Origin of the sequence: Streptomyces sp. NPDC002619, assembly GCF_042889305.1 — a bacterium.
Classification (GTDB): Bacteria; Actinomycetota; Actinomycetes; order Streptomycetales; family Streptomycetaceae; genus Streptomyces.
In genome coordinates this window covers 23285-46057 of the sequence record NZ_JBIAQV010000051.1, presented here as the reverse complement: position 1 = coordinate 46057, position 22773 = coordinate 23285, and the positions used below count along the sequence as shown (strand labels likewise).

Genomic DNA, 22773 nt, shown 5'->3' with positions numbered 1-22773 from the left:
TGCCCGTGAACAAACTGATCGCAGAGCAGATTGTTCACGGGCATGAGAGAGGCTCCACCGCTTTAGGATCGTGCGCATGAGCGATGTCTATCCGTTCTTGGCGGTCAACGACGTCGACGCCGCAGTCGTGTTCTACGCGCAGGCGTTCGGCGCCATCGAGGATGGTGAGCGAGTGCGTGCTCCTGACGGGCCGCAAGTGGCAGTTCTCTCAATCGCAGGTCATCGCCTCGGCGTGGCGACCGAGGCGCCAGAGCTCGGCACGCCGAGTCCACAGACGCTGGGTGCGACGACGGTACGGATCTCCCTCGACGTCGATGATCCCGACGCGGTTGCAGCACGGGCAGTCGCTGCCGGCGCGCGCGAGATGTTCGCGGTCGCTGACCAGCCGTACGGGATGCGCCAAGGCCGCGTGATCGACCCGTTCGGCCACCACTGGCTCATCGGCCGCCACCTCTGAGTGTCGCAGAGCAGTTGGGAGCAGAACTGGCGAAGTGACCTGACAGGCCAGGACCTTTCGGTAGCAACAGCGGTGTCGAAGCCCTGCCGTACCAAGAGGTCCTGTGATGCCGTTGTACGCGCCTGTTCCTGCCGCTGTCACCCGCGCTGAAGAAACCCGCTGCTCCTGCGTGGCCTGCCGCTTCGGCCACGGCGCCCGGCATCCGGTGCGGCCGCGCCGCTACACCTCGGACACCACCGATAAGGAATGGCAAGTCATCGAGGCGGTGATGCCCTGCCCGGCGTGGCTGGACGGCAACGGCGGGCGCCCGGAGGAGTACTGCCGACGGCAGGTCGTCGACGCGATCTTCTACGTGGCCGACAACGGCTGCAAGTGGCGCAACCTGCCTGCGGACCTCCCGCCCTGGCGCACCGTGCACGCCATCTTCGCCAGGTGGTACCAGGATGGTGACGTCGACGCGGTCCACAACGATCTGCGTGACCAGGTCCGCCGGGCGGAGGGGCGGGACGCGGATCCCACTGCCGCGATCATCGACTCGCAGTCGGTACGGGCCGCGGAGACCGTCGGCGCCGACAGTCGCGGCTACGACGCGGGCAAGAAAGTGGCGGGCCGCAAGCGGCATGTCATCACGGACTGTCGCGGCCTGCTCCTGGTCGTGCTGGTCACAACCGCCAGCGTGCAGGACCGCGACGGAGCCCGGCCCGCACTGGAGCACCTACGAGAGCTGTTCGACACGATCCGCCTGGTGTGGGCCGACGGCGGCTACGCCGGCAAACTCGTCGACTGGGCCAAGGAGAAGCTCCAGCTCACGCTGGAGATCGTCAAGCGCAGCGACGACACCGAAGGCTTCGTCGTCCTGCCGCGTAGGTGGTGCGTGGAGCGAACCTTGTCGTGGATCTTCCAGCGGCGCCGCTGCGTCCGCGACTACGAGCGCCTACCCGCCCACCACGAAGCCATGGTCAAGTGGTCCATGATCATGCTGATGGCCCGCAGACTGGCCCGCCCGACCGCCCAACACCCCTAAACGATCAGTTTGTTCACGGGCACTAAGGGATACAGCCCGGCGGGTCCTGGGGGCCCGTGCAGGAATCGCGTGATACCGCGCTCGGCGATTCCGCCGTGGCCTTCGTTGTCTGAGGCATTGCCTCAGCACTCGTCACGCCCACCGTTCCGGCGAGCAGCGCAGCAGCGCAAAACGCACCGACGAGGTGTCGGATGTGCTTCCGGGCGCTTGTCGCCATGATGATCTCCCGCGGCTTGGGGTGATGGATTACTCCTTGTTTGTCAGTTTAGTACTACAGCTTGGCACTACAGCCGGACCACTATATTTTCCCTGGTCAACGGCCTGGAGGTGGGGAGTGCAGTGGGGCGGGGGCGGTAGTGGGGCGGTCTTTGCGGGGCCGTCCCGCGATCGTGTGCCCCTGCCGCATGTAGTGGCGACACTCCGGACAGCTCACCCACGTGATCGATGACATGCCGACGAGCTTGTGGGAACAGGAACTTGAAGACTCTTCCTGCGGATCGGAGCCCGCTTCGCCTGCGTGGAGGCGCGGCGTCGGATGCGGGACTGCGTGTGCGGGCTGCTCGGCCCGGTGGACCGCAAGAATGGTCGGCAGATCGCCGAGTACGCCGGCCACGCCACCCCCGACGCGCTGCAGCACCTGCTGTCCCGCAGCCACTGGGATGCGGACGAGGTCCGCGACGACCTCGAACCATACGTCGGCATACGTCGCCGAGCAGCTCGGCGAGCCGGACGGCGTACTGATCGTCGATGACACCGGCTTCGTGAAGAAGGGCTCTACCTTCGCCGGTGTCCAGCGCTGGTACTCCGGCACCGCAGCCGCCCGCGGCGGACGCCGCCTCCGCCTGCGGATCGCCGCCACCCGGCCATGGCGGCACGAACTTGTCAGCGCGTTCGCCCACCTCCTTGTCAGCGCGTTCGCCCACCTCGCCGTCCTGCCACGGCCTGCCACCTGACCTGCGGTACTTGTCCCTGCCCGCCTACGACCCGAGGATCCCTGGAGAACCCGACCCCAGCGTTGGGCCGCAGCCATGTCCGCCCGGCGACCAACAGCCGAAAACCACCGGCCCACCGCGACCAACTCGACTCCGCCGCCGCAAGCGAAAAGGGGAGGCTAGAACTTGATCACCGACACCGAGGCCGAGCCGGCATTGGCCGCGTAGGCCCGGCGTCCGTCCTCGGAGACCGCCACCCACACCGGGTACCCGTCGACATCGATTGGGTTGCCCACGGTGCGGTTGGTGGCGGTGTCGATCACCGACACCGAATCCGAGCCGGCATTGGCCACGTAGGCCCGGCGTCCGTCCGGGGACACCTCCACCCCGACTGGGTACTTGCCGACATCGATGGGGTTGCCCACGGTGCGGTTGGTGGCGGTGTCGATCACCGACACTGAATCCGAGTCGGCATTGGCCGCGTAGGCCCGGCGTCCGTCCTGGGAGACCGCCACCCCGACTGGGTTCTTGCCGACATCGATGGGGTTGCCCACGGTGCGGTTGGTGGCGGTGTCGATCACCGACACCGAAGCCGAGCCGGCATTGGCCACGTAGGCCCGGCGTCCGTCCTGGGACACCGCCACCCCCTGCGGGTTGTCGCCGACGGGAATGGGATTCCCCACGATGCGGTTGGTGGCGGTGTCGATCACCGACACCGAATCCGAGCCGGCATTGGCCACGTAGGCCCGGCGTCCGTCCCGGGAAACCGCCAGCCTGATCGGGTTCTTGCCGACATCAATGGGGTTGCCCACGGTGCGGTTGGTGGCGGTGTCGATCACCGACACCGAAGCCAAGCCGGCATTGGCCACGTAGACCCGGCGTCCGTCCTGGGACACCGCCACCCCCTGCGGCTTGTCGCCGACGGGAATGGGATTCCCCACGGTGCGGTTGGTGGCGGTGTCGATCACCGACACCGAAGCCGGGTTGAAGTAGTTGGTCGAGTAGACCCGGCGCCCATCCGGGGACACTGCCACCCCGCCCGGGGAGTTGCCGACCTGGATCGAGGACACGGACGGTGCGGCGGGTTCAGGACCCGAGGAACGGGACTGTGCCAGGTAGATGCCGCCGCCCGCCGCGGCAAGCGCCACCAGCGCCACCCCCGCAATGAGCCTGGCCCGTCGGTTTCTGGGCCGCGGCGGGCGGGGCCGCAGCCGGGCCTCGTCCCCTTCGTGCGGCAGCGGTTCCGGGGGCGGGCCGGTCGGTTCCTCCGGCTCGGCCGGCGACAGGATCTCGGTCGGCGGGGCCGATTCCTGGGGGCGCGGCGGCTTCGAGGCGGAGGGCCGCTCGGGCGGCGGCACCTCCGGTGAGGGAGCCGGTTGCTGCAAAGGGGACGGGTGGGGCTGGTCGGCGATGGAGGCGAGCCGCCGGGCGGCCTCCTCACCGTCCATCCTGTCCGCGGGGTCCTTGGCCAGCAGCCCGACGAGGACCGGGGTCAGCTCCGCCGCCCGGCGCGGCGGGCTCAGGGACTCGGACAGCAGGGCGCTCAGCGTGGTGAGGGCGGTGTCACGGTCGAACGGACCGGCCCCCTCGAGGGCGTAGTACAGGGTGGCCCCGAGCGAGAACAGGTCGGCGGCAGGGGTGGGCGGCTGACTGTTGGCCCGCTCCGGGGCCATGAAGCGCGGCGTCCCGAGGATCTCCAGGGTGGCGGTCAGGCGGTCCTCCCCGGAGCTCGGCTCCAGCGCGATGCCGTAGTCGGTGAGCATCACCTGGCCGCCGCCCTCCGTCGGATAGGAGGGCTGGGGCCCCGGATGGGTTAGCAGGATGTTGGCCGGTTTGACGTCCCGGTGCAGGACGCCGAGCCGGTGTCCCTCCAGCAGGGCGTCGAGGACCGCCAGACCGATCCGGGCGACGTCACGGGGCGGCAGCGGCCCCCGCTCGCGCACCACCGCCTCCAGGTCCATGGCGCCGGGGACGTATTCCATGACGATCCACGGCAGGCCGTCCTCTTCCACGATGTCGTGCACGGTGACGACATGCGGATGGTTGCGCAGCCGGGCGGCGTGCCGGGCCTCGCCGCGGGCCCTCGCGATCCGGGAGCCCACCTCGCATTCGGGGACGTCCGGCGGCAGAATGATCTCCTTGAGCGCGACCTCGCACGCCAGTTCCTGGTCGTACGCCAGCCACACACGTCCCATGCCGCCGGTGCCGAGCCGACGCAGGAGCCGGTAACGTCCGGTGATCACGCGCCCGGCGGCCTCTTGCGCTCCTGTCATGGCACTCCTCTTCCAGGACGGCCAGCAGGGGCTTCCTCGGCGAGCACTGAAGGGGCCCTCTCCACGTATCGCATATCGGCTGAAGAGCGGCAAGTCGCCCAGAACGGGGGTAGCCCAGCTCATGTATCCGTGTGCTTTGTCATGCCACCGGAATTCGGGACTTGACACGCACCCAGTTCGTGCATAAGCGGCCGTGTCCGTGACCGACCCGGACAACGCCGGGCCGGACGGGCGGTCAACGCAATGCGCGGGTGATTTCCCCGCGTATTGGACGTGTGCCTGTGATATGCGGTCGCAAGTCGTGCGAAGCGCGCAGAAAGCAAGGGAACGCGGGGCGATGACCAGCAAAGCGGTCGGTTTACCAAGACCTGGGTGTTGCGTCAAGCCCCGAAATTCAGGGGCAGGACAGGGACTCCCCGGCCGGGCTCACTGGAGAGGCGGGCATCACGAATCCGCCCGCATCGACCGACCCCGACCGAAACGTCCTGAAGGAGCTCACGTGATAGGGAAATCTGTCGAAGTCCTGCCGGCCGTTCCGGCTGAGATCTCGACCCTCCAGGACGGCGGGGACGCCGGCCCGGCGAACGGCACCGAGAGGCTTCTGGCCGAGGTGCTGGCCGGCGTGGTGCGCGTGGAGCAGATACCGGCCGACAGTCACTTCTTCAACGACCTGGGCGCCGATTCCCTGGTGATGGCCCAGTTCTGTGCGCGGGTCAGGAAGCGGGCAGACTTGCCGACGGTGTCGATGAAGGACATCTACCGGCACCCCACAATCCGCAGCCTTGCCGGCGCGCTCGGTGACACCACGCCCATGCCCGGCCCGTCCCCGTCCTCGGCTGAGGATGTACCGGCGCAGACACCGACCGATGTGGGGGTTGCGAACGCCATTGCGGCACAGACAGAGGTGGCGGCGCGAGCCGAGGTGCCGACAGCCGTCCGTACGCGGCGCTACATCGTGTGCGGACTACTGCAGTTCCTGATCTTCCTGGGCTACTCCTGCCTCGCAGCCCTCGTTGGCGCGCAGGGCTACGAATGGATCTCTGCGGGCTCGGGCCTGTTCGACCTCTACCTCCGGTCGGTCCTGTTCGCCGGTGCCGGCTTCCTGGGTCTGTGCACCTTCCCGATCGTGGCGAAATGGTCACTCATCGGCCGTTGGCGATCCGGCGCGTTCCCCCTGTGGGGGATGGCCTACCTACGGTTCTGGGTCGTCAAGGCCCTGATCCGCACCAGCCCCCTGCGCCTGTTGGCCGGTTCACCGCTGTACGTGCTCTACCTCAGGGCGCTCGGCGCGAGGATCGGCAAAGGCGTCACGATCCTGTCCCACGCCATACCGGTCTGCACCGACCTGCTCACCGTCGGGGAGGGCACGATCATCCGCAAGGACGTGCTCCTGTCCTGCTACCGCGCCAACGGCGGCCTGATCCAGACCGGCCCGGTCACTCTCGGCAGCAACGTGCTCGTCAGCGAGCACACGGTCCTCGACATCGAAACCTCGATGGGCGACGACGCTCAGCTGGGCCATGCCTCCTCCCTGCACACCGGCCAGGTGGTGCCCGACGGAGAACGCTGGCACGGCTCGCCGGCGCAGCCGACCGAGGTGGACTACCGGACGGTCGGCCCGGCCGACTGCCCCACGGTCAAAAGGACCGTGTACGGCGTAGTGCAGCTGCTGAATCTGCTGGTGGTGGTTCTGCCGCTGGCGATGGGTGGTGCGAGCGTCCTGTCGGCCGAGATCCCGCAACTTCACGCGCTCCTCAACCCGCAGCGCGTGGACATCACCAGCCCCACCTTCTACGCCTATGCCCTGACCACTTCCCTGGTCGTCTTCTTCGGCTCCCTGCTCGTCGGCCTCCTTGTCGTGGGCACCGTGCCGCGCGTGCTCAACCGGGCCATCGAGCCTGGCAAGGTCTATCCGCTGTACGGCTTCCACTACGGAATCCAGCGGGCGATCGCGCTGATGACCAACAGGAAGTCCTTCACCACGCTCTTCGGCGACAGCTCCGGCATCGTCCACTACCTGCGCTACCTCGGATACGACCTGTCCCGCGTCGAGCAGACCGGGTCGAACTTCGGCACCGAAGTGCAGCACGAGAACCCGTACCTGAGCGCTGTCGGCACCGGCACCATGATCGCCGACGGGCTGTCTCTCATGAACGTCGACTTCTCGAGCACGTCGTTCCGCGTGTCCCATACGTCGATCGGGGCCCGTAGCTTCCTCGGGAATCGCATCGCCTACCCCTCGCAGGGCAGGACCGGCGACAACTGCCTACTCGCCACCAAGGTCATGGTCCCCATCGACGGACCGGTGCGCGAAGGCGTGGGTCTGCTCGGCTCACCCAGCTTCGAGATCCCGCGCACGGTGATGCGCGACAAGAGGTTCAACCACCTCCAGACAGGCGACGAGCTGCGCCGCCGCCTGGCCGCCAAGAACAGTCACAATGCGGCAACCGCCGGCCTGTACCTGCTGGCGCGGTTGATCCACGTCTTCGTGATCACCCTCATCACCATAGGGGCAGCCCGCCTCTACCCCGCGCTCGGAGCTCTGGCGATCGCACTGGCCAGTGTCCTCACCCTGATGTTCACCGTCGTCTACTTCGCGCTGATCGAGCGGGCATCCGCCGGGTTCAAGGCCCAGAAGCCGCTGTACTGCTCGATCTACGCGCCCTCCTTCTGGCGCCATGAACGCTTCTGGAAGTTGGCCTCGATCGACTACATCCAGGTCTTCAACGGCACCCCCTTCAAGAACGTGATCTGGCGGCTGCTCGGGGCCAGGATCGGCAAGCGGGTCTTCGACGACGGCTGCTTCTTCCCGGAGCGCACCCTCGTCACCATCGGCGACGACAGCACGCTGAACGCCGGGACCGTGGTCCAGTGCCACTCGCAGGAGGACGGTGCCTTCAAGTCCGACCGCAGCGCCGTCGGCAGCGGCTGCACCCTCGGGGTCGGCGCCTTCGTCCACTACGGCGTGGCGATCGGCGACGGCGCCATGCTCGCCCCCGACTCCTTCCTCATGAAGGGCGAGGAAATCCCCACGCACGCCCAGTGGGGAGGCAACCCGGCCCGGGAAATGCCGGACAACAAGACCCACCTTCAGGCCTGCCAAGAGCGCAACACCGCCCACGCCGCCGCGGCCCACGGCAACTGACACCGCCACACCAGCAACAAGCAGAGGAAACGAACCGATGGCAACGCATGTGAACCACACCCTGATGGACCGGGAGTACTGGCGCGGCGTACTGACGGCCGGCGGCTTCACCCCCGCCCCACGCTGGACCCTCCACCCGATGACGGGCATGGGCCAGTACGAGTCCCAAGTCCCCGACGACACCGTGACCGGGTTGCGCCGACTCGCGGACGAGCTGGCGATGCCGCTCGGTTCGCTCCTGCTGGCCGCGCACGCCAAGGTGCTCGCGGCACTGTCCGCAGAGCAGGAGATCACCACCGGCTACGTCACCGAGGGCGGCCGCCCACTGCCGTGCCGTCTGTCCACCGTGCCCGCCTCATGGCGGGAACTGCTGCACCACACCCACCAGGCCGCCGCCGAACTGCTGGCACACCAGGACGTCCCGGCCGAGGACATCGACACTCTGAGGCGCGAACTGGGCCTGACGGAGCCGTCGTTCGAGACCGTCTTCGATCCCGCCGCGATCGACGGGGACCTCGCCGAGGACACCGCGCTGCGGGTGGGCGCACTTCACCGCGACGGTCGGCTCGTGCTGCGGCTGCGCTACCGCACCGACATGCTCGACGCCGACAGCGCCGCCCGCATCGCCGGCTATCACCTGACCGCGCTCGCGCTGATCACCGCCGACCCCGATGCCGAACACGCATGCCAGAGCCTGCTGTCGGACGCAGAGCTGCGATTCCAGCTCGAGCAACTGGCCGGGCCGGTCCGGGAGTTGCCCAACGCGCGGGTGCATGAGCTGTTCGAGGACCGGGTGCGGATGCATCCGGAAGCCGTCGCCGCCGTGTATGCCGACCGGCAGTGGACCTATGCGGAACTCAACGCCCGGGCCAACCAGCTGGCCCGCGCCCTTTCAGCCCGCGGGCTCGCCCGCGAAGGTGTCGTGGCGGTGGTGACCGAACGCAACCTCGACTGGCTGGCCGCCGTCATCGCGACCTTCAAATCGGGAGGCGTCTACCTCCCCATCGAGCCGCACTTCCCGGCCGAACGCATCGCTGCCACCCTCTCCCGCGCCGAATGCACCCTGGTGCTGACCGAACCGGGCAGCACCACCACTCTCGACCAGGCACTCGACTCCCTGCCCGGAGTCGCGAGGCTGCTCTTCGAGGAGGCCTACGAAGAAGACCACGCCGACGATGATCTCGGCATCCACGTCACACCCGACCAACTCGCCTACATCTACTTCACCTCCGGCTCCACCGGTCGGCCGAAGGGCGCGATGTGCGAACACGCCGGCATGCTCAACCACCTCTACGCCAAGATCGACGACCTGGAGATCGGCGAGGGACAGGTGGTGGCCCAGACCGCGCCGCCGTGTTTCGACATCTCCCTGTGGCAACTGCTCTCCGCGCTGCTGGTCGGCGGGCAGACCCTGTTGGTCCAACAGGACGTCATCCTCGACGTCCCCCGGTTCCTCGACACCGTCTCCGACGGCAAAGTCACGGTCCTGCAGGTCGTGCCCTCCTACCTCGAAGCCGTCCTGACCGAGCTCGAACAGCGTCCCCGTACGCTGCCCGACCTGCGGTACGTGTCGGTCACAGGGGAGGCGCTGAAGAAGGAGCTCGCCGAGCGCTGGTTCACCGCCCAGACCCAGACCCGACTGGTCAACGCCTATGGGCTCACCGAGACCTCGGACGACACCAACCACGACGTCATGGACCGGGCGCCGCAACGCATCCTGCTCGGCCACCCGGTCAACAACGTGAACATCTACGTCGTCGACGAACGCCTCGCACCGGTGCCACTGGGCGCCCCGGGCGTGATCGCGTTCTCGGGAGTATGTGTCGGCCGCGGCTACATCAATGACCCCGAACGCACCCAAGCGGCGTACATGGCCGATCCGCACCGCGAAGGCATGCGGCTCTACCTCGGCGGCGACTACGGCCGCTGGCACCCTTCGGGGAAGCTGGAGTTCCTCGGCCGCCGCGACGCCCAGGTCAAGATCCGGGGGTTCCGGATCGAGATCGGCGAGATCGAGAACACCCTGCTCCGTCTCTCCGGTGTCCGCGACGGTGCGGTGGTGGTGGCCGAACGCGCCGACCGGAGCAAAGACCTGGTCGCCTTCTACTCCGCCCCAAAGCCCTTGGGCACGGGGACCCTCGCCGACCGGCTGGGTATCTCGCTGCCTGCCTACATGGTCCCGGCGGCCTTCCACTGGCGCGAAAGCCTGCCGCTGACCGCCAACAGCAAGATCGACAAGAAGGCGCTGACGGCGCTCGCCGCGGAACTCGCCACCACCGAGGACGACCACGAGCCGCCGACCACACCGACCGAGCGGCGGCTGGCAGACGCCTGGGGACACGTCCTCGGCGTCCCACAGGACCACATAGGACGCCGCGACCACTTCTTCGAGCGCGGCGGCACCTCCCTCTCGGCGGTGAAACTCGCCATCGCCCTGGACCGCGTCGTGTCCCTCAAAGACGTCACCGCACACCCGATCCTCACCGACCTCGCCGCACTGGTCGACAACCGACCCGAGCGGCACGCAATCGCACCGATTACCTCCTCCTGAACCTCATCGAAGAACCCACATCGAAATCCCACATCGGAAGGAAAAGCACCATGTCCTACCCGACCACGGCGGCCCTCCTCAAGATGGACCTGAACCCCGGCAAGCCCCCGATCCTGTACACCGAGACCCCTGACGACGTGTCGGACTGGGCGGCTGAACACCATCGCGCACTGCGCACTCTCGTCACCGAACACGGCTCGCTCCTCATCCGCGGCCTGCGACTGTGCGACGCGGACCGGGCCGGCGCCATCCTCCACCGCCTGGCCCCGGCCCTGATGACCGACAAGGAAGCCTTCGCCCCCCGCCAGACATACACCCCAGGCGTGTACTCCTCCGCGGTATGGCCGCCGAACCAGCCGATGTGCATGCATCACGAACTCAGCTACGCCCTCCAGCCCCCCGGCCTCATGCTGTTCGCCTGCCTGACCGCGCCCAGCACCGGCGGAGCCACCGCCGTCGCCGACGCCGCCACCGTCCTGGAGGCACTGCCCACCGAGCTGGTCCAGCGCTTCGAACAGGAAGGCTGGCTACTCACCCGCACCTACAACGACGAGATAGGCGCCCCCTACGCCGAGGCCTTCGGCACCGACGACCGGAGGGCCATCGAGGAGTACTGCCGCACAGCCGCCATCGAATTCGCCTGGCAACCCGACGGCAGCCTGCGCACCCGCCAGCGCCGCCCCGCCGTGACGGTCCATCCGGTCACCGGCCGCCGCTGCTGGTTCAACCAGATCGCCTTCCTCAACGAATGGACGATCGAGCCCGAAATCCGTGAATACCTCATCGAGGTCTACGGCGCCGAGTCACTGCCGTTCAACACCCGCTACGGAGGCGGCGACCCCATCGGCCCGGATGTCATCCAGCTCCTCAACGACACCTACACCGCCCACACCGCCCGCGAGCCGTGGAAGGCCGGCGACCTCATGCTCGTCGACAATGTGCGCACCGCGCACAGCAGGGAGGCCTTCCAAGGACCACGCGAGGTACTCGTCGCCATGGCCGAGCCGCTGCGCCCGGCCGAGTGCCCGCCGACCGCCGAGGTGAGCGCCGGATGACCACCGTCCGCTCCAACGCAATCGAGCCCGCCATGTCCCAGCCGTACACCGTGCCACCGTTCGCAGTGATCTCCGGCGCCCAGGTCCAGCAAGCCCTCCAGGACCGGGAAAAGCAGATCGTGGACCTCGTCGAGGCCACCTACCGGCTGCACGCCGCAGGAGAGTCGGTCAACCCGCCCTCCTACTTCCTGCGCTTCCCCGATCGGCCCTCCTCCCGGATCATCGCGCTGCCCGCCTCGATCGGCGGGCACGTGCGGGTGGACGGCCTCAAATGGATCTCCAGCTTTCCCGACAACGTCCAGGCCGGTATCCCCAGGGCCTCCGCAGTCCTGATCCTCAACGACCACGACACCGGCTACCCCTTCGCCTGCCTGGAAAGCTCCACCATCAGCGCCACCAGAACCGCCGCATCCGCGGCACTGGCCGCCGACCGCCTCACCCGCAACCGGCAACGCCCCACTCGCATCGGGTTCTTCGGCACTGGCCTGATCGCCCGCTACATCCACACCTTCCTGACCGCCGTGGGCTGGTCCTTCGACGAGACCGGTGTCCACGACCTGTCCCCCGACAGTGCCGCGGGCTTCCGCGACTACCTCCAACAGACCTCCGGCGCCGGACAGATCACCCTGCACGACACCCCCGAGGAACTCATCCGCTCCAGCGACCTCGTCGTCTTCGCCACCATCGCCGACGAGCCACACATCAGCGACCCGGCCTGGTTCGACCACAACCCTCTGGTCCTGCATGTGTCGCTGCGCGACCTCGCGCCCGAGATCATCCTCGCCTCGACCAACATCGTCGATGACGTCGAACACTGCCTCAAAGCCAACACTTCGCCCCACCTGGCCGAACAGCTCACCGGCAGCCGCGACTTCCTGCACGGCACACTCGCGGACGTCATGACCGGACGGGTGACACCCTCCACCGACCGGCCGCTGGTGTTCTCGCCCTTCGGCCTCGGAGTACTCGACCTCGCCGTCGGCAAATACGTCTACGACGAGACGGCCCGCTCCGGGCAGCTCCACGTCATCGACGACTTCTTCCACGACTTGCGACGGCACGGATGACCGGCCCGCAGCACCCTGCCGCGGAGGAGGAGGTGAAGCGCGGGCCGGCATCGATCGGTGCGCGGGCCGGCTTGCAGGCTGACAGGGCGCCGGCGCGTAGTGGTGTTCGTGGACGACCGCATGGACGGCGCCGGAAAGTATCTGTGCTCCGGTGGGCATCTGCTCCCGCGACTGGGTCCAGAGAGTGGAAAGCTCCGAGAGGGCGATATGTGAGTTGATCTCCGCATTGCCTTATCGACTGGGGTAGGCGGGCTGGTCGGGGGCTGCCGGGCGGCTGCGGCTGCGGCTGCGGCTGCGGCTGCGGCTGGGCGAACAATCCCTGCTCGGTCTCGACCAGGATGCCGCGCTCGGTCAGCCGCTTGAGTTTCAGGCGGGTGTTGTTGATGTTGTTGGGCGCGATCTCCATGTCCATCGCCTCGCATATCTGCCGTGCCCGCCGCGGGGCGTCGGCCGCGGCGAACACTGCCATGATCTGCTGGTAGGCCGGATGGTCCGGCAGCTTGGGGGCCGGCGGCGCGCGCGGGCGGTGCCGGATCGGGCAGCTCCAGGAGCGTCTTGCGGGTGATCCGGATCTCCCCGGCAGCCCGGCCGGGTTCGTCCAACTACGCGATCTGCTCCTTCGCCTCCTCGACCTGCGTGGCGATCTCCCGCTCCCGCTCCCGCTCCTCCAGGCGCGCCAGCACCGCCCCCAAGGTCAACTCCCCGCCGGTCATGCGCCGCGCCAGGAGTCGGATTGATCTCGCGCCGCTCGGGCAGCGTGAAGGTTCTCGGCCGTCCGCCCTTGTACTTCGGGTAGAGCGCCTCGAAGCCGTCGGCGTTGAAGTTGTGGATCACGTCCCGGACCCGGTCCGCGCTGGTGAAGGTCACCTCGGCGATCTTTGTCACTGGCATGCCCTGGGCTGACAGCAGCACCATCTGGGCCCGCCGCCAGGTCACTACCGAGCCGGAGCCGCGGCGAATGATCCTCAGCAGCCGTCGGCCTTCGTCGTCGTCAATCTCGCGTAAGCGCACCCGTTCTGCCACGCGCAGACGTTAGCGGCAGCGCGCCTTCAAGCCCTCATGCTGGGCGGGTGCCCTGCTCTCGCAGGGCCGCCTCCAGCCGGGTGATGTCTTCGACGTCCTTCTTCCGGCGGGGCCGGCCCGGAACCCAGACCGGCATCATCTGCTTGATCTCGATCTGAGTGCGGGGACTGATGATCCGGCACCGCAGTGCCGCGATACGGCCAACAGAAGCATCGAGCATGCCCTCCGGCCACACCTCCCCGGCCCAGGGACCGCCGGCGACCACAACGCGCCCGAACCGGTCCGTGGCCAAGAGAGAAAAGCTGCTCTCCACGCCCTGCTTGCAGAAATCAATCTGCTGGTCGGCAGGTGACCCCGACAGAGGTTCATAGCCGGAACGCAGCAGGCCGTCGGTCAGAGCAGAGGCATCCTCCGCCCAGGCGAACCAGTCGATGTCCTCATGGTCACGCGTGACCTCACCGATGAAGAAGTCCATGGCCCAGCCCCCGCGGAGCCATACCTCCACGCCGAGAGCCTTCGCGATCTCCACCGTCTCGCCGATCAGCCGGAGCTGCCGAGCACTGCGTTCCCTGTCCACATCAGTGCAGACTATGAGGCAACTCCAGCCACAGCAGACCGATTTCCGGCTGCGAGAGCGGGCGAACGTTGCCTGATGCGGCACTAGCTGTGTCGGAGGATCGCCTGAGCGACCTGGGGTGCACCTTCAGGGCGCCTGAGACCCTGCTCACCCACGAGGCCAGCCAGGCAGGCGAAAGCGGACGGTCACTCATGAGGCCGGATCATGGCATGCGCCGCGGGTGATCTGCACGATCGGCCGCAGGCCCGCGAAGTACGGGCCCGGGAGTCGGCGCTTTCAGTCATTCGCGCGCCGCGCCCGCTCGTCGGCCTCCCTGACGAAGCTGACAGCGGCGGCGACCGGATTGCCGCTGGTGACCTCCTCGATGCGGCGGCGGGTGGCGTGGTGCTCGCGGCCGGGGTAGAGGCGCCCGCTGAGGCCGGCAGCCCCAACCAGGGCGACCAGATGTACCGCGCGCCGGGACGGCGGTCCGGACCGGGCCGCCGCGGTAACCGCTCGGACCGCCTCATCGATCCTGCCGGCGGACGCCCGGGCGTACTCGGGCGACAAGGTGCTCCAAGAGGTACGGGGCACCACACCGAGGAATCGGCGCCGGTGAGCGATCACCAGCCCGCGGGCTTCCATTGCGGCGAGGCAGCGCTCCTCGATATCGCGGAAGTGAGGCCACGTGCTTATCCAGCCGTGGAGCGGCCAGTTCGGCAGGTGGGCAGCCAGTCCGATCCGCACCGCGGCGGAGACCCGAGCGGCGAAGCCACGGGGCAGGTCCTGGCGCAGGCGGAGGAGGTTGTCCGGCGGGCTGACCAACCGGGGCTGGCCAGTGCGGGGTTGGCCAAGCCCGATATCGCTGCTGAGCTGCTCAAAAAGACCATCGATAACCGGATCCCCCAGCGTGAGCGGTCGCAGTTCCACGATCTTGGCGTCTTCGATGGTGATCGCGCCGCACAGCTCAAGTTCCGCGAGCACAGCGCCGGACAGCGCCCGGTTGAAGAAGTCCGGCCTCCGGATGAGGCCCTGCCCCGGATTCCCGCAGGCCAGCACAAGCTCCTCGGGCAGTGTTAGGAACGGCCGCTCCTGCATCGCTGTATTCTCCCTGGTCGCGGTACTGGAACCTCAGGCACAGATGACGACGCCGTACCGGGCCGTGCGGTTGCCGCAAAGCAGCCGGGGCGCACGCCGATGCAAGCAGTGTCAAGCATCAGGTGAAGCCACAACGTCAAGCATCAACCGAGACAAGACAGCATGACCCAGCGCGTGTCTAGGTTCAGTTGAGCCTTGACGGATGTGTGTCGGTTGATGCTTTCCGGTTCCTAGCCTGTTGTGCGGTTCTTCGTGCCGTAGGCCTTGAAGCGGGTCACCTCCTTCGTGGTGGTGCGAGGAAGCGTGCGCAGGCGGTGTCCGTCGTGGTCGAAGACGTGCAGGGTGGTGTCGGTGACCTCGACGGTGACCACGGTGCGGGCATGTGCCATGCCGACCTGGACCTGCTGGCCGCAGACCTGGATGCTGCCGCGGGCAGGTCGGCGCAAACCGCTGTCTAGGTGAGCACGATGGCGGCGCGCGCGGAGCGTGTGGCGTAGCACCGGTGCGCCTCAACCATCAGAGGGCGGACCCCCGGGGACCAGCATGCAGCAGCACGGTCCTCAAGATTGATCACTTCTGCTCGCTTTCGGTGTGGGGGCCACTGGGCCGGCCGGTAGCGACGTTCAACAGGTGGGCGGCCACGTCGGCCAGCAGGCGGCTGAAGCTCTCACTGGAAGAGGGCCGACCACCCTGGCGCGCCCTGGTCGATCTCGGCGATCCGCACTCTGTATCCAACGAAAGGTCTCCTGGTTGGGATCGCCGCTCGCCGACGTAGATGCCGAAGACATGCCAGTCTGGGCTGCCGGTGATTCGGCCCGGTGAGCGGACGATGAGATGAGGGCGTTGTGGTCCACCGGTTCCACGCGGCCCAGTTGAGGTACCGACGAAATGAAGTTCCCGGGGTGACGGAATGCGCGAGGAAGAGTCGGAGGAGAATTGGCGTGCCGTACCACATCGTGACCGTGACCGGCTCGCACCGCACCGGCTTCGGTCTCCAGGTCGAGCCCGCCGTCCCCATCAAGGCGTTGGCCGCCCGTGTCGCTGACACCGACGTGCCCGTGCGGGGCGACACTCTGCTTCTGCTCTTTCCCGAGGGCCGCCACGGGCGGGCGATCCTTGTGGACTTCGCCCTGGAAGCGTGGCGCGACGGGGACACGTACTACAGCCGGAGCAGTCCTGATGACCCCGAGTTCACCCTCGTCATCGGCACCGAGCGCGGACCGGAGGACCTTCCGCCGGGCACGGAGATCTGGCTGGACGATGCCGCTCCCACCGGCGGTGAGCGAAGTGGTGGCTGGAGCCGGATCGTCGCGCAGTTCGAGGACCTGCCGTGGGTGAGGGTCGATTCTGACGCGGACCCGGAGGTGATGCCGTCACATTCGTCGTCCTCGGAGCCTCCCGAAGATCCGATGACATGACGTTCCCGGAGTGACGGAATGCGCGGACGAATGGTCGGCAGGGATTCCCCACACCGATAGGCGGGATCCTCACCTCACAGATGGCTCGTTTCAGCAGGCCACAGCATTCCGTCGGTTGCCCCAGTTGCCCACCGGACGCGCCGCCGCCGTGATCTCCGGCGGCAACCTCGACCGGCTATGCGGCGAGTGTCGCCAGCGTCTGCTCGGGTGCGGTGAGGATCGAGAAGTGGCCTTGGCCGGGATGGACGTGAAGGCGTGCGCCCGGTATCGCCGCGGCGAAGCGGCGGGCGTGCTGGAGCGGGACGGTGGTGTCGGCGTCCCCGTGGTGGATCGACGTGGGCACCCTGATCGACTCGAGGTCGAAACCCCAGGGTCGGGTCAGCACGCGCAGATCCTGCCCGACTCCCCAGCTGCCGCGGTGGAACGCTCGCAGGTAGTTGGTCAGGAAGGCCGCGCGCGCGTCCGACTGGGCGAGGGCACGCCGGTCGCTGGCGGGCATCTCGCTGGTCGCCAGGCGAAGGAACAGCCCTGGTGCCCGGCGCGCCAGCATCGCCAGGCGGCCCAGAAACCAGCCACCGAAAGCCGGAGCGTGCCGGGCGATCTGCAAGGACGCGCGCTGCCCGGCTGCCATCCCGCGGGTGGGCCAGGCAGGCGGGCCAAGGGGCGCGATGAGCAGCAGGCTGCGGACGCGGTCAGGCAACTCGGACGCGCAGGCGGCCGCGAACGCTCCGCCGCCCGAGACGCCGAGCAGCGCCACCGAGCCGACGTCCAACGCGTCCAGGACCAGGGTGGCTTCCGCAGCCCAGTCCACGACCCGCGGCAAGCGACGGGCGTCGGTGCCGCCGATGCCGGGGCGATCCGGGGCGATGAGACGCAGTCCGAGCGCGTGGGCCGCGCCCGCGAAGCCGTACACGGCCAGCCGGGAGTCGGCCAACCCGTGGCAGAACAGCACCGCAGGCGCGTCCGACTCCCCCACCACCTCGACCGCGATCACCCCGCCGTCGGCTCGACACAGCTCCACCCTCATATCGTCTCCCATGACCTTGATCTGAGAGCTGCCTGAGCGGCTTTCCAGAGGTTCTGCCGGTAGCCGGCTCGGCGGCCAGGGGCCGGTCCGGGGGCTGCGGCAGTCAGGAGCCGGCCCGGTGATGCTCTTCGACAACACCTGGACCAGCCCCTCCCCGACAGTCACGCGCAGGACTTCTGGAAACGCGCTTAGCTGTCCGCGTGACCTCCCCTGGCGATGCCGCCGTGGGCCTCTAACCGTTCAAGATCCTTCTCGCCACCAACCGCGGTGCGAGTGATCCCCGGGGCCGGTACAGCGATGGAACCTATGAGACCGTCCTACGCACGCGCGGGAGGATCGTCGCACGAGGCGTCATCACTTTTTACTCCTACAAGGCCGGTGGCACAGCGGACACCGCGGGGCGGGCTCCCGCACGCGGGGCATCGGCCAGGGCATCGAACCCGCCGCCGGTGAAACGGTGCACCGCATCGCACACCGTGACCGGGTTGCATTCCACCAGGCCGGCGGCCTGCGGCGCGGTCAGGCCCCGGCTCAGTAACCGGATGCACTCCAACCGCCGCCGCTCGTTACGCGACAGATCACGCCCTGCCAGCCGCCGACGCACCTCGAACTGCCGCCCGGACGTCAACTCCACCGTCAGGATCTTCGGCATCACCACCACTTCCCACCAAAGCTCCTACCCCCACGGAGAGTTGACTTCGCCGAGACCGCTTAGCCGCGCGACTGGCGTGTCGGTGCCCGTCGGTATGCTCGCAGCTCGCGGGCGCCTTGATCCGCTGTGTCGATGGGAGCGGAATGACACCGACGGCAGATGATGGTCCGGGCGGCGGCTCCGGGCGGTCTCAGGCTGAGGTCGAAGTGCAGCGGTGCCGTGTGAACGTGGCTGTCGGCCAGCTCTCACACGCCGCCTTTCACCTCGGCCGGGCGCTGTTTCATGATCCGGCGCTCGAATCCGCGTACTCCGCGCTCGGTGACGTCGCTGAGGCTGCCGGATCGTCCGACGCCGCGCGCGAGCTGTTCAAGGGCGATGGCAACACGGTCTTCCCCGGGAACGCGGCGGCGATCATTGCGCTGATCGCCGGTGAGGGTCGGGTATCCGAGGCGGTCGAACTGCTCGGGTCCGTGGTCGCTGCTCATCCCGAGAAGCCCTGGGCTGTGGCACCCTGGTTCACCCCGGAATCGGCGAGGTCCCTGCCGCTGATATCGATCGGCAGGGCTGTGACTGCCGTCTGGCAGGCGGTCGACAATCCGGCACCACCTGAGACGGCGCGGGCGCTGGCTCCGTGGCTGGTGCTGGCTCGGACGGCTGCGGGCCGTCCTGACATCGACGCTGATTGCCTGTGCGCCTTTTCAGCGTTGGCCAGACGGCTCGGGGCGTACCAGGACTCGATCGCGTGGTGCGGCACGGCCGAGGAGCTCGAAACACGATCCAAGGGTCGCGCGACACAGCCCACATTGATCATGCTCGGTTATGCCCACCGCGACGCCGGACAACTGGAACAGGCGATCGACGCGTGGACGCGCGCCGCCGCGCTGCGGCCCACAAACGCCGATCTCCTGCTCGATCTCGCCGACATCACGTTCGACCAAGGCGACGTCGAACAGTCGCTGAGCTGGGCCGAGCGCGCGGCGGCGATCGACGGCACCGCGGTCAAACACCGGGCAGCGGTTCTCGCAGCCCGGTACCGAGCTGGCCGGCAGGCCCGCGGGGGCGGCGACATCGCCCAGTTGACACAACTCGTCGATCTCGCCGTGGCACATCCGCGGGTGCCCTACCTCCGCAACTGCGTATCGCGTGCCTGCGAAGGAGCGACCTGGCTCCAGACCGTTCCCCCGCCGACGGAAGCCGTCTGCCAGAGCTTCGGGTACCTGGCCGAGATCGAGGAGTCGGGCCAGGGGAAGGTCGCCCGCGTCAGTTCATACGCGACGTCCCTCGAAGCACCGACTCCGATGACCATCCATCGCGCGTGCTTTCCACAGTCCTCGGTCGCGGTGTCGCACATACCCGAACCGGATCCGCGCATCCCCGTCAGGACGGAGTTCGGTCCGCCACTGTGGTTCTATCGAGGCACCGAGGCCTCCGCGACCGTGGCAACGCCCTCGCCGGAGGCCGTCGAGCTCGTACAGCAGGTCGCCAAGGGCATCTGGGCTGACCCGCTGGTCGCCTTCGACCGGGCAGCGGCCTTCACCAGGCTTGACTCCGCTGATCTCCTGGGGTTGCTCGCCCACATGCCGCCGCCACGGGAACCGTCATGGATGGAGGTCCAACGCAGGTACCCGCTGTACTGGCAGCGGTTCGCCCAGGTGTGGGTGTGCGTCGGTATCCTGCACCACCGGCCGGAGGAGCCGTGGCCCCGGTCCACCCGGCGCACCTTGCTGCTGCGCCTGCTGTTCGGGCCTGACGACTGGACCGTCGACGCGGCCGCGTTCGCCCTATGCGTCGCCGCGTGGCGTTATCCCCAGCAGCGCGCGGAGATCGCCGACACGATTGCACAGCGATACCTGCACGCCGCCCAAGCGGTTGGCAAACGGCCCACGCAGCTCCACGATCCGCTCGCACGGGTCGTGCTGATCTGCCCGAAAATCGATCCCAAGGTCGCGCGCCTTGCCCAGAAGAACCTCGCCGCTCGGCAGGAATCGGTGGCCGTAGACGATCGGACAAAGCCCACCGACTCGCTGCTTCGGAAGTGGACGCGCCGCAAGGACAGATAGAGCTCGGTGCTCCACGAGGACCTGTTAACGACGGATCCAAGTGGACATGGCTGTGGGGACCTGTGGCGATAGGTCACCGCAGCCACGCTAAGCGGTTGCAGCGAAGTCGGGTGCTGATCCTTTCGTTGGCCGGGCTGGAGACCACCCCGAACCGCGACGGATCAGCAGCACACTTCACCGCGACCGCTTAGCCCCTCGGTGGCATCGCCCGTGACGCCATCCCTGACCGTGGAGTTCCTCGTGGCGGTCTGCCATGGCCGGGCGACGGCGCGAAGTGTCTCGCTGGTCATGACAGGAGTGCCAGCGCGCTGTACCAGACCGGGCTCGCGTTGAGCCGATCCGGATAGAGCTGCAGCATCTGATCATAGAACTCACGCGGACTCGGTTTTGCTGCCAATAGGCGCTGTGCGTCCAGCAGATAGTCGCGGGTCTGTTCCAGGATCGACGGGGCATCGGGTAGGTCTCTGTTCTTGTGACCCGCTACGACCGCCCGTGGGCGCAGCGCTGCGACGGTGTCAAGTGCGGTGAGCCACTTCTCGATTCCGCCGCCGCCGCTTTCCAGCAGGCACTGGTGAACTCCGTTGTATGCGACATCGCCGGCCACGACGAGGCCGATCGATGGCACGTGCAGGACGGTGGTCTCGTCGGTGTCGGTGTGGCCGGTCTCCACCGGCAGTAGGCGGTGGCCCTCCAGTTCGAACCCCCTTCGGGAATCACTTGGTAAACCACGGGACTGTCGGGAATGAGTCCGGGGAAGTCCACATCCCACGTTTGTTCGCGCCCCTCGGTGGCCTGCTGGTGCATCAGCCGGATCGTGCCCTCGGTCGCGTACGGCACGGCGCCGGGGAATCGTTGCACCAGCAGATCGGTGCCGAACCAGTGGTCGCCGTGCCCGTGGGTGGCGTAGATGTAAGCCAGTCGTTTGCCCCAGTGCTCAATCCAGTCGCCGACGGTGTGCACCTGCTCCCAGGTGAACGGCGGGTCGACCAGGACCGCGTCCGTCTCGCCCAGAATCAGGGTGGATGCCAGTGGCGAGGATACGATCGGGCCTCCGTCGGGCAATCGCATGGATCGTTGACGGCGTACTCCGTCGGAAACCAGCACGTCGTAGCGAAACTCCGTCACGTCACACCTCCTGGCTCTGCGACCGCTCGCCGCGCAGACGTTGGACGGGGATCAGACGTGGGTGGCGCCTGCATCGGCGGCGAAAGTCCCTCGCGGGAGGCCGCCATAGGCATCGGCGATGAGCTGGCGTTCATGCCGTGCTTCCGGTGCCCGCCGGCACCGGAGCCAGTGTTGGCAACACCGGTCCTCGCTACTTCTTTCCGGGAACAAGGAACACCTTTCCTTGCCGGCCCGTCTCCTCAGCTTGGGCTACGGCGTCACCGATCTCGTCGAGAGAGTATTTACGCCCGGGGGAGGTTTCAATAATTCCCTCGCGTATAAGCGCCACGATATCCTCCCCCAACTGCTGCCGTTCTGCGTCCGTGAGCCTCGGAAGCCAGTAGCCGAGCCAGTAGACTTCCAGAATACGACGGCCCGCCAGGATGTAGCGCGGATCCTCGCCAACACGGATCGACTCGCCCGTCAGTGAGCCGTATACCAGCATGCGTCCATCCTCGTGGAGCGACTTGAATATCTGGGTTCCGGTTTCTCCGACCACAGGATCGATGGCGTACTTGACGCCTTCGGATCCAACGATACTGCGGACTTGTTCGTCGATCGGCCCCTCGGTGGACACGATGACGGCGTCGGCTCCGAGGCGTTCCAACTCGGCTACCGATTCGCGTCTGCGGACGACATTCACGGTACGGATGCCATCACTTTTGGCCAACCTGATAACCATGCGTCCTATTTCGGACCCTGCCGCGGACTGAAGGAGCCACTCACCTCTGGGGACAGCCAGGACTCGGCGGACCATGAGGATCGCGGAGGCCGGATTGATGACGAAGGAGGCCACTTGTTCATCGGGGATCTCATCGGGCACCGGGAACAGGTCACCCGCGGGGACGACAGCATATTCCGCCCAGTTTCCCCCTTGCCCATTGACAACCGATAGCCGCTGCCCGGAGGCAAGGTTCTTCACCCCAGGCCCAATGGCGTCCACAATTCCGACACCTTCAAACCCAACCGGCGCTGGAAACTGGGCTTCGACACCTGCATAGTATCCCCGCACATACAAGAGGTCAGACGGATTCACTGGAGTCGCCAGAATACGAACCCTTACTTGCCCATCCCCAGGCTCCGGAAGAGGCACGTCTTCGGCTTCAAGAACCTTGGATGGCTCACCATGTTCAGCGAATCGGACAGCTCTCATCCCTCAACCTCTCCCATGCACTCCGTCGCGCATACGCACGCATGACCCACCTGCTGGCCAACCTGCTTACCGTTGAAACCTAGAGCTTTTGCGGAGATCGACGATCGAATTCGTCAGA

The 22773-nt window shown here is 67.5% G+C and carries 18 protein-coding genes and 1 pseudogene; 10 read left to right on the top strand and 9 right to left on the bottom strand.

The genetic code is table 11. The annotated features are described in order from the left end of the window. The first annotated feature begins 76 nt into the window (after window positions 1–76). From ACFYXB_RS39275 to ACFYXB_RS39260, 4 genes are all read left to right on the top strand, one after another. Window positions 77–457, top strand: a complete 381-nt coding sequence (locus ACFYXB_RS39275; protein WP_389589775.1) for a VOC family protein — start codon at window positions 77–79, stop codon at window positions 455–457. 106 nt (window positions 458–563) lie between these two features. Continuing rightward, complete coding sequence (locus tag ACFYXB_RS39270; protein WP_389589774.1) at window positions 564–1481, top strand: IS5 family transposase; 918 nt, start codon at window positions 564–566, stop codon at window positions 1479–1481. 535 nt (window positions 1482–2016) lie between these two features. Continuing rightward, a complete protein-coding gene (locus ACFYXB_RS39265) occupies window positions 2017–2232 on the top strand; it encodes a hypothetical protein (RefSeq protein ID WP_389589772.1) in 216 nt (71 codons plus the stop codon). Further along, window positions 2141–2434, top strand: a complete 294-nt coding sequence (locus ACFYXB_RS39260) for a transposase (RefSeq protein ID WP_389589781.1) — start codon at window positions 2141–2143, stop codon at window positions 2432–2434. The genes ACFYXB_RS39265 and ACFYXB_RS39260 overlap by 92 nt, the downstream gene beginning before the upstream one ends. 158 nt (window positions 2435–2592) lie before the next feature. On the opposite strand, the gene ACFYXB_RS39255 is transcribed toward ACFYXB_RS39260, so the two are convergent. After that, window positions 2593–4686: a protein kinase gene (locus tag ACFYXB_RS39255; RefSeq protein WP_389589771.1), complete on the bottom strand. Its 2094-nt coding sequence runs from the start codon at window positions 4684–4686 to the stop codon at window positions 2593–2595. A 499-nt stretch (window positions 4687–5185) separates the two neighbouring features. On the opposite strand from ACFYXB_RS39255, the gene ACFYXB_RS39250 reads away from it, so the two are divergent. Genes ACFYXB_RS39250 through sbnB form a run of 4 tightly spaced genes read left to right on the top strand, consistent with a single transcriptional unit; the run spans window position 5186 to window position 12504 of the window. After that, window positions 5186–7831: a Pls/PosA family non-ribosomal peptide synthetase gene (locus ACFYXB_RS39250; RefSeq protein WP_389589770.1), complete on the top strand. Its 2646-nt coding sequence runs from the start codon at window positions 5186–5188 to the stop codon at window positions 7829–7831. A gap of 37 nt (window positions 7832–7868) precedes the next feature. After that, a complete protein-coding gene (locus ACFYXB_RS39245) occupies window positions 7869–10382 on the top strand; it encodes an amino acid adenylation domain-containing protein (RefSeq protein ID WP_389589769.1) in 2514 nt (837 codons plus the stop codon). 50 nt (window positions 10383–10432) lie between these two features. Then, the gene (locus ACFYXB_RS39240; protein ID WP_389589768.1) at window positions 10433–11437 is read left to right on the top strand and encodes a TauD/TfdA family dioxygenase; all 1005 of its coding nucleotides are present in this window, start codon (window positions 10433–10435) and stop codon (window positions 11435–11437) included. Next, on the top strand, window positions 11434–12504 hold the full coding sequence (gene sbnB / locus ACFYXB_RS39235) for a 2,3-diaminopropionate biosynthesis protein SbnB (protein ID WP_389589766.1): 1071 nt from the start codon (window positions 11434–11436) through the stop codon (window positions 12502–12504). Before ACFYXB_RS39240 ends, sbnB begins: the two co-directional genes overlap by 4 nt. 735 nt (window positions 12505–13239) lie before the next feature. Here sbnB and ACFYXB_RS39230 read toward each other — a convergent pair. The 4 genes and pseudogenes from ACFYXB_RS39230 to ACFYXB_RS39215 form a co-directional block, all read right to left on the bottom strand. Further along, a pseudogene (locus ACFYXB_RS39230) lies at window positions 13240–13527 on the bottom strand (helix-turn-helix domain-containing protein); the annotation flags it as partial. Window positions 13528–13561: 34 nt separating this feature from the next. Next, entirely contained in the window at window positions 13562–14104 is a 543-nt protein-coding gene (locus ACFYXB_RS39225) for a nucleotidyltransferase domain-containing protein (RefSeq protein ID WP_389589764.1), read from the bottom strand. A gap of 276 nt (window positions 14105–14380) precedes the next feature. Continuing rightward, complete coding sequence (locus ACFYXB_RS39220; RefSeq protein ID WP_389589763.1) at window positions 14381–15181, bottom strand: GPP34 family phosphoprotein; 801 nt, start codon at window positions 15179–15181, stop codon at window positions 14381–14383. A gap of 230 nt (window positions 15182–15411) precedes the next feature. Next, on the bottom strand, window positions 15412–15570 hold the full coding sequence (locus tag ACFYXB_RS39215; RefSeq protein WP_389589761.1) for a hypothetical protein: 159 nt from the start codon (window positions 15568–15570) through the stop codon (window positions 15412–15414). A 552-nt stretch (window positions 15571–16122) separates the two neighbouring features. Between ACFYXB_RS39215 and ACFYXB_RS39210 the strand changes: the two genes are divergently transcribed. Further along, complete coding sequence (locus tag ACFYXB_RS39210; RefSeq protein ID WP_389589759.1) at window positions 16123–16599, top strand: hypothetical protein; 477 nt, start codon at window positions 16123–16125, stop codon at window positions 16597–16599. Window positions 16600–16774: 175 nt separating this feature from the next. Here the strand turns inward: ACFYXB_RS39210 and ACFYXB_RS39205 are convergent, their stop codons facing one another. Further along, on the bottom strand, window positions 16775–17620 hold the full coding sequence (locus ACFYXB_RS39205; protein ID WP_389589757.1) for an alpha/beta fold hydrolase: 846 nt from the start codon (window positions 17618–17620) through the stop codon (window positions 16775–16777). 373 nt (window positions 17621–17993) lie between these two features. Next, window positions 17994–18278, bottom strand: coding sequence for a helix-turn-helix domain-containing protein (locus ACFYXB_RS39200; protein WP_389589756.1), 285 nt, complete (start codon window positions 18276–18278; stop codon window positions 17994–17996). 227 nt (window positions 18279–18505) lie between these two features. Here ACFYXB_RS39200 and ACFYXB_RS39195 point away from each other — a divergent pair, with 227 nt between their 5' ends. Next, window positions 18506–20338 (top strand): tetratricopeptide repeat protein, encoded by a 1833-nt coding sequence (locus ACFYXB_RS39195; protein ID WP_389589754.1) that lies wholly within the window; start codon window positions 18506–18508, stop codon window positions 20336–20338. Between the two features lie 286 nt (window positions 20339–20624). On the opposite strand, the gene ACFYXB_RS39190 is transcribed toward ACFYXB_RS39195, so the two are convergent. Together ACFYXB_RS39190 and ACFYXB_RS39185 are read right to left on the bottom strand one after the other, a co-directional pair. Then, window positions 20625–21008 (bottom strand): hypothetical protein, encoded by a 384-nt coding sequence (locus ACFYXB_RS39190; protein ID WP_389589753.1) that lies wholly within the window; start codon window positions 21006–21008, stop codon window positions 20625–20627. Between the two features lie 645 nt (window positions 21009–21653). Then, the gene (locus ACFYXB_RS39185; protein WP_389589751.1) at window positions 21654–22655 is read right to left on the bottom strand and encodes a zinc-dependent alcohol dehydrogenase family protein; all 1002 of its coding nucleotides are present in this window, start codon (window positions 22653–22655) and stop codon (window positions 21654–21656) included. Between the last annotated feature and the right edge of the window lie 118 nt (window positions 22656–22773).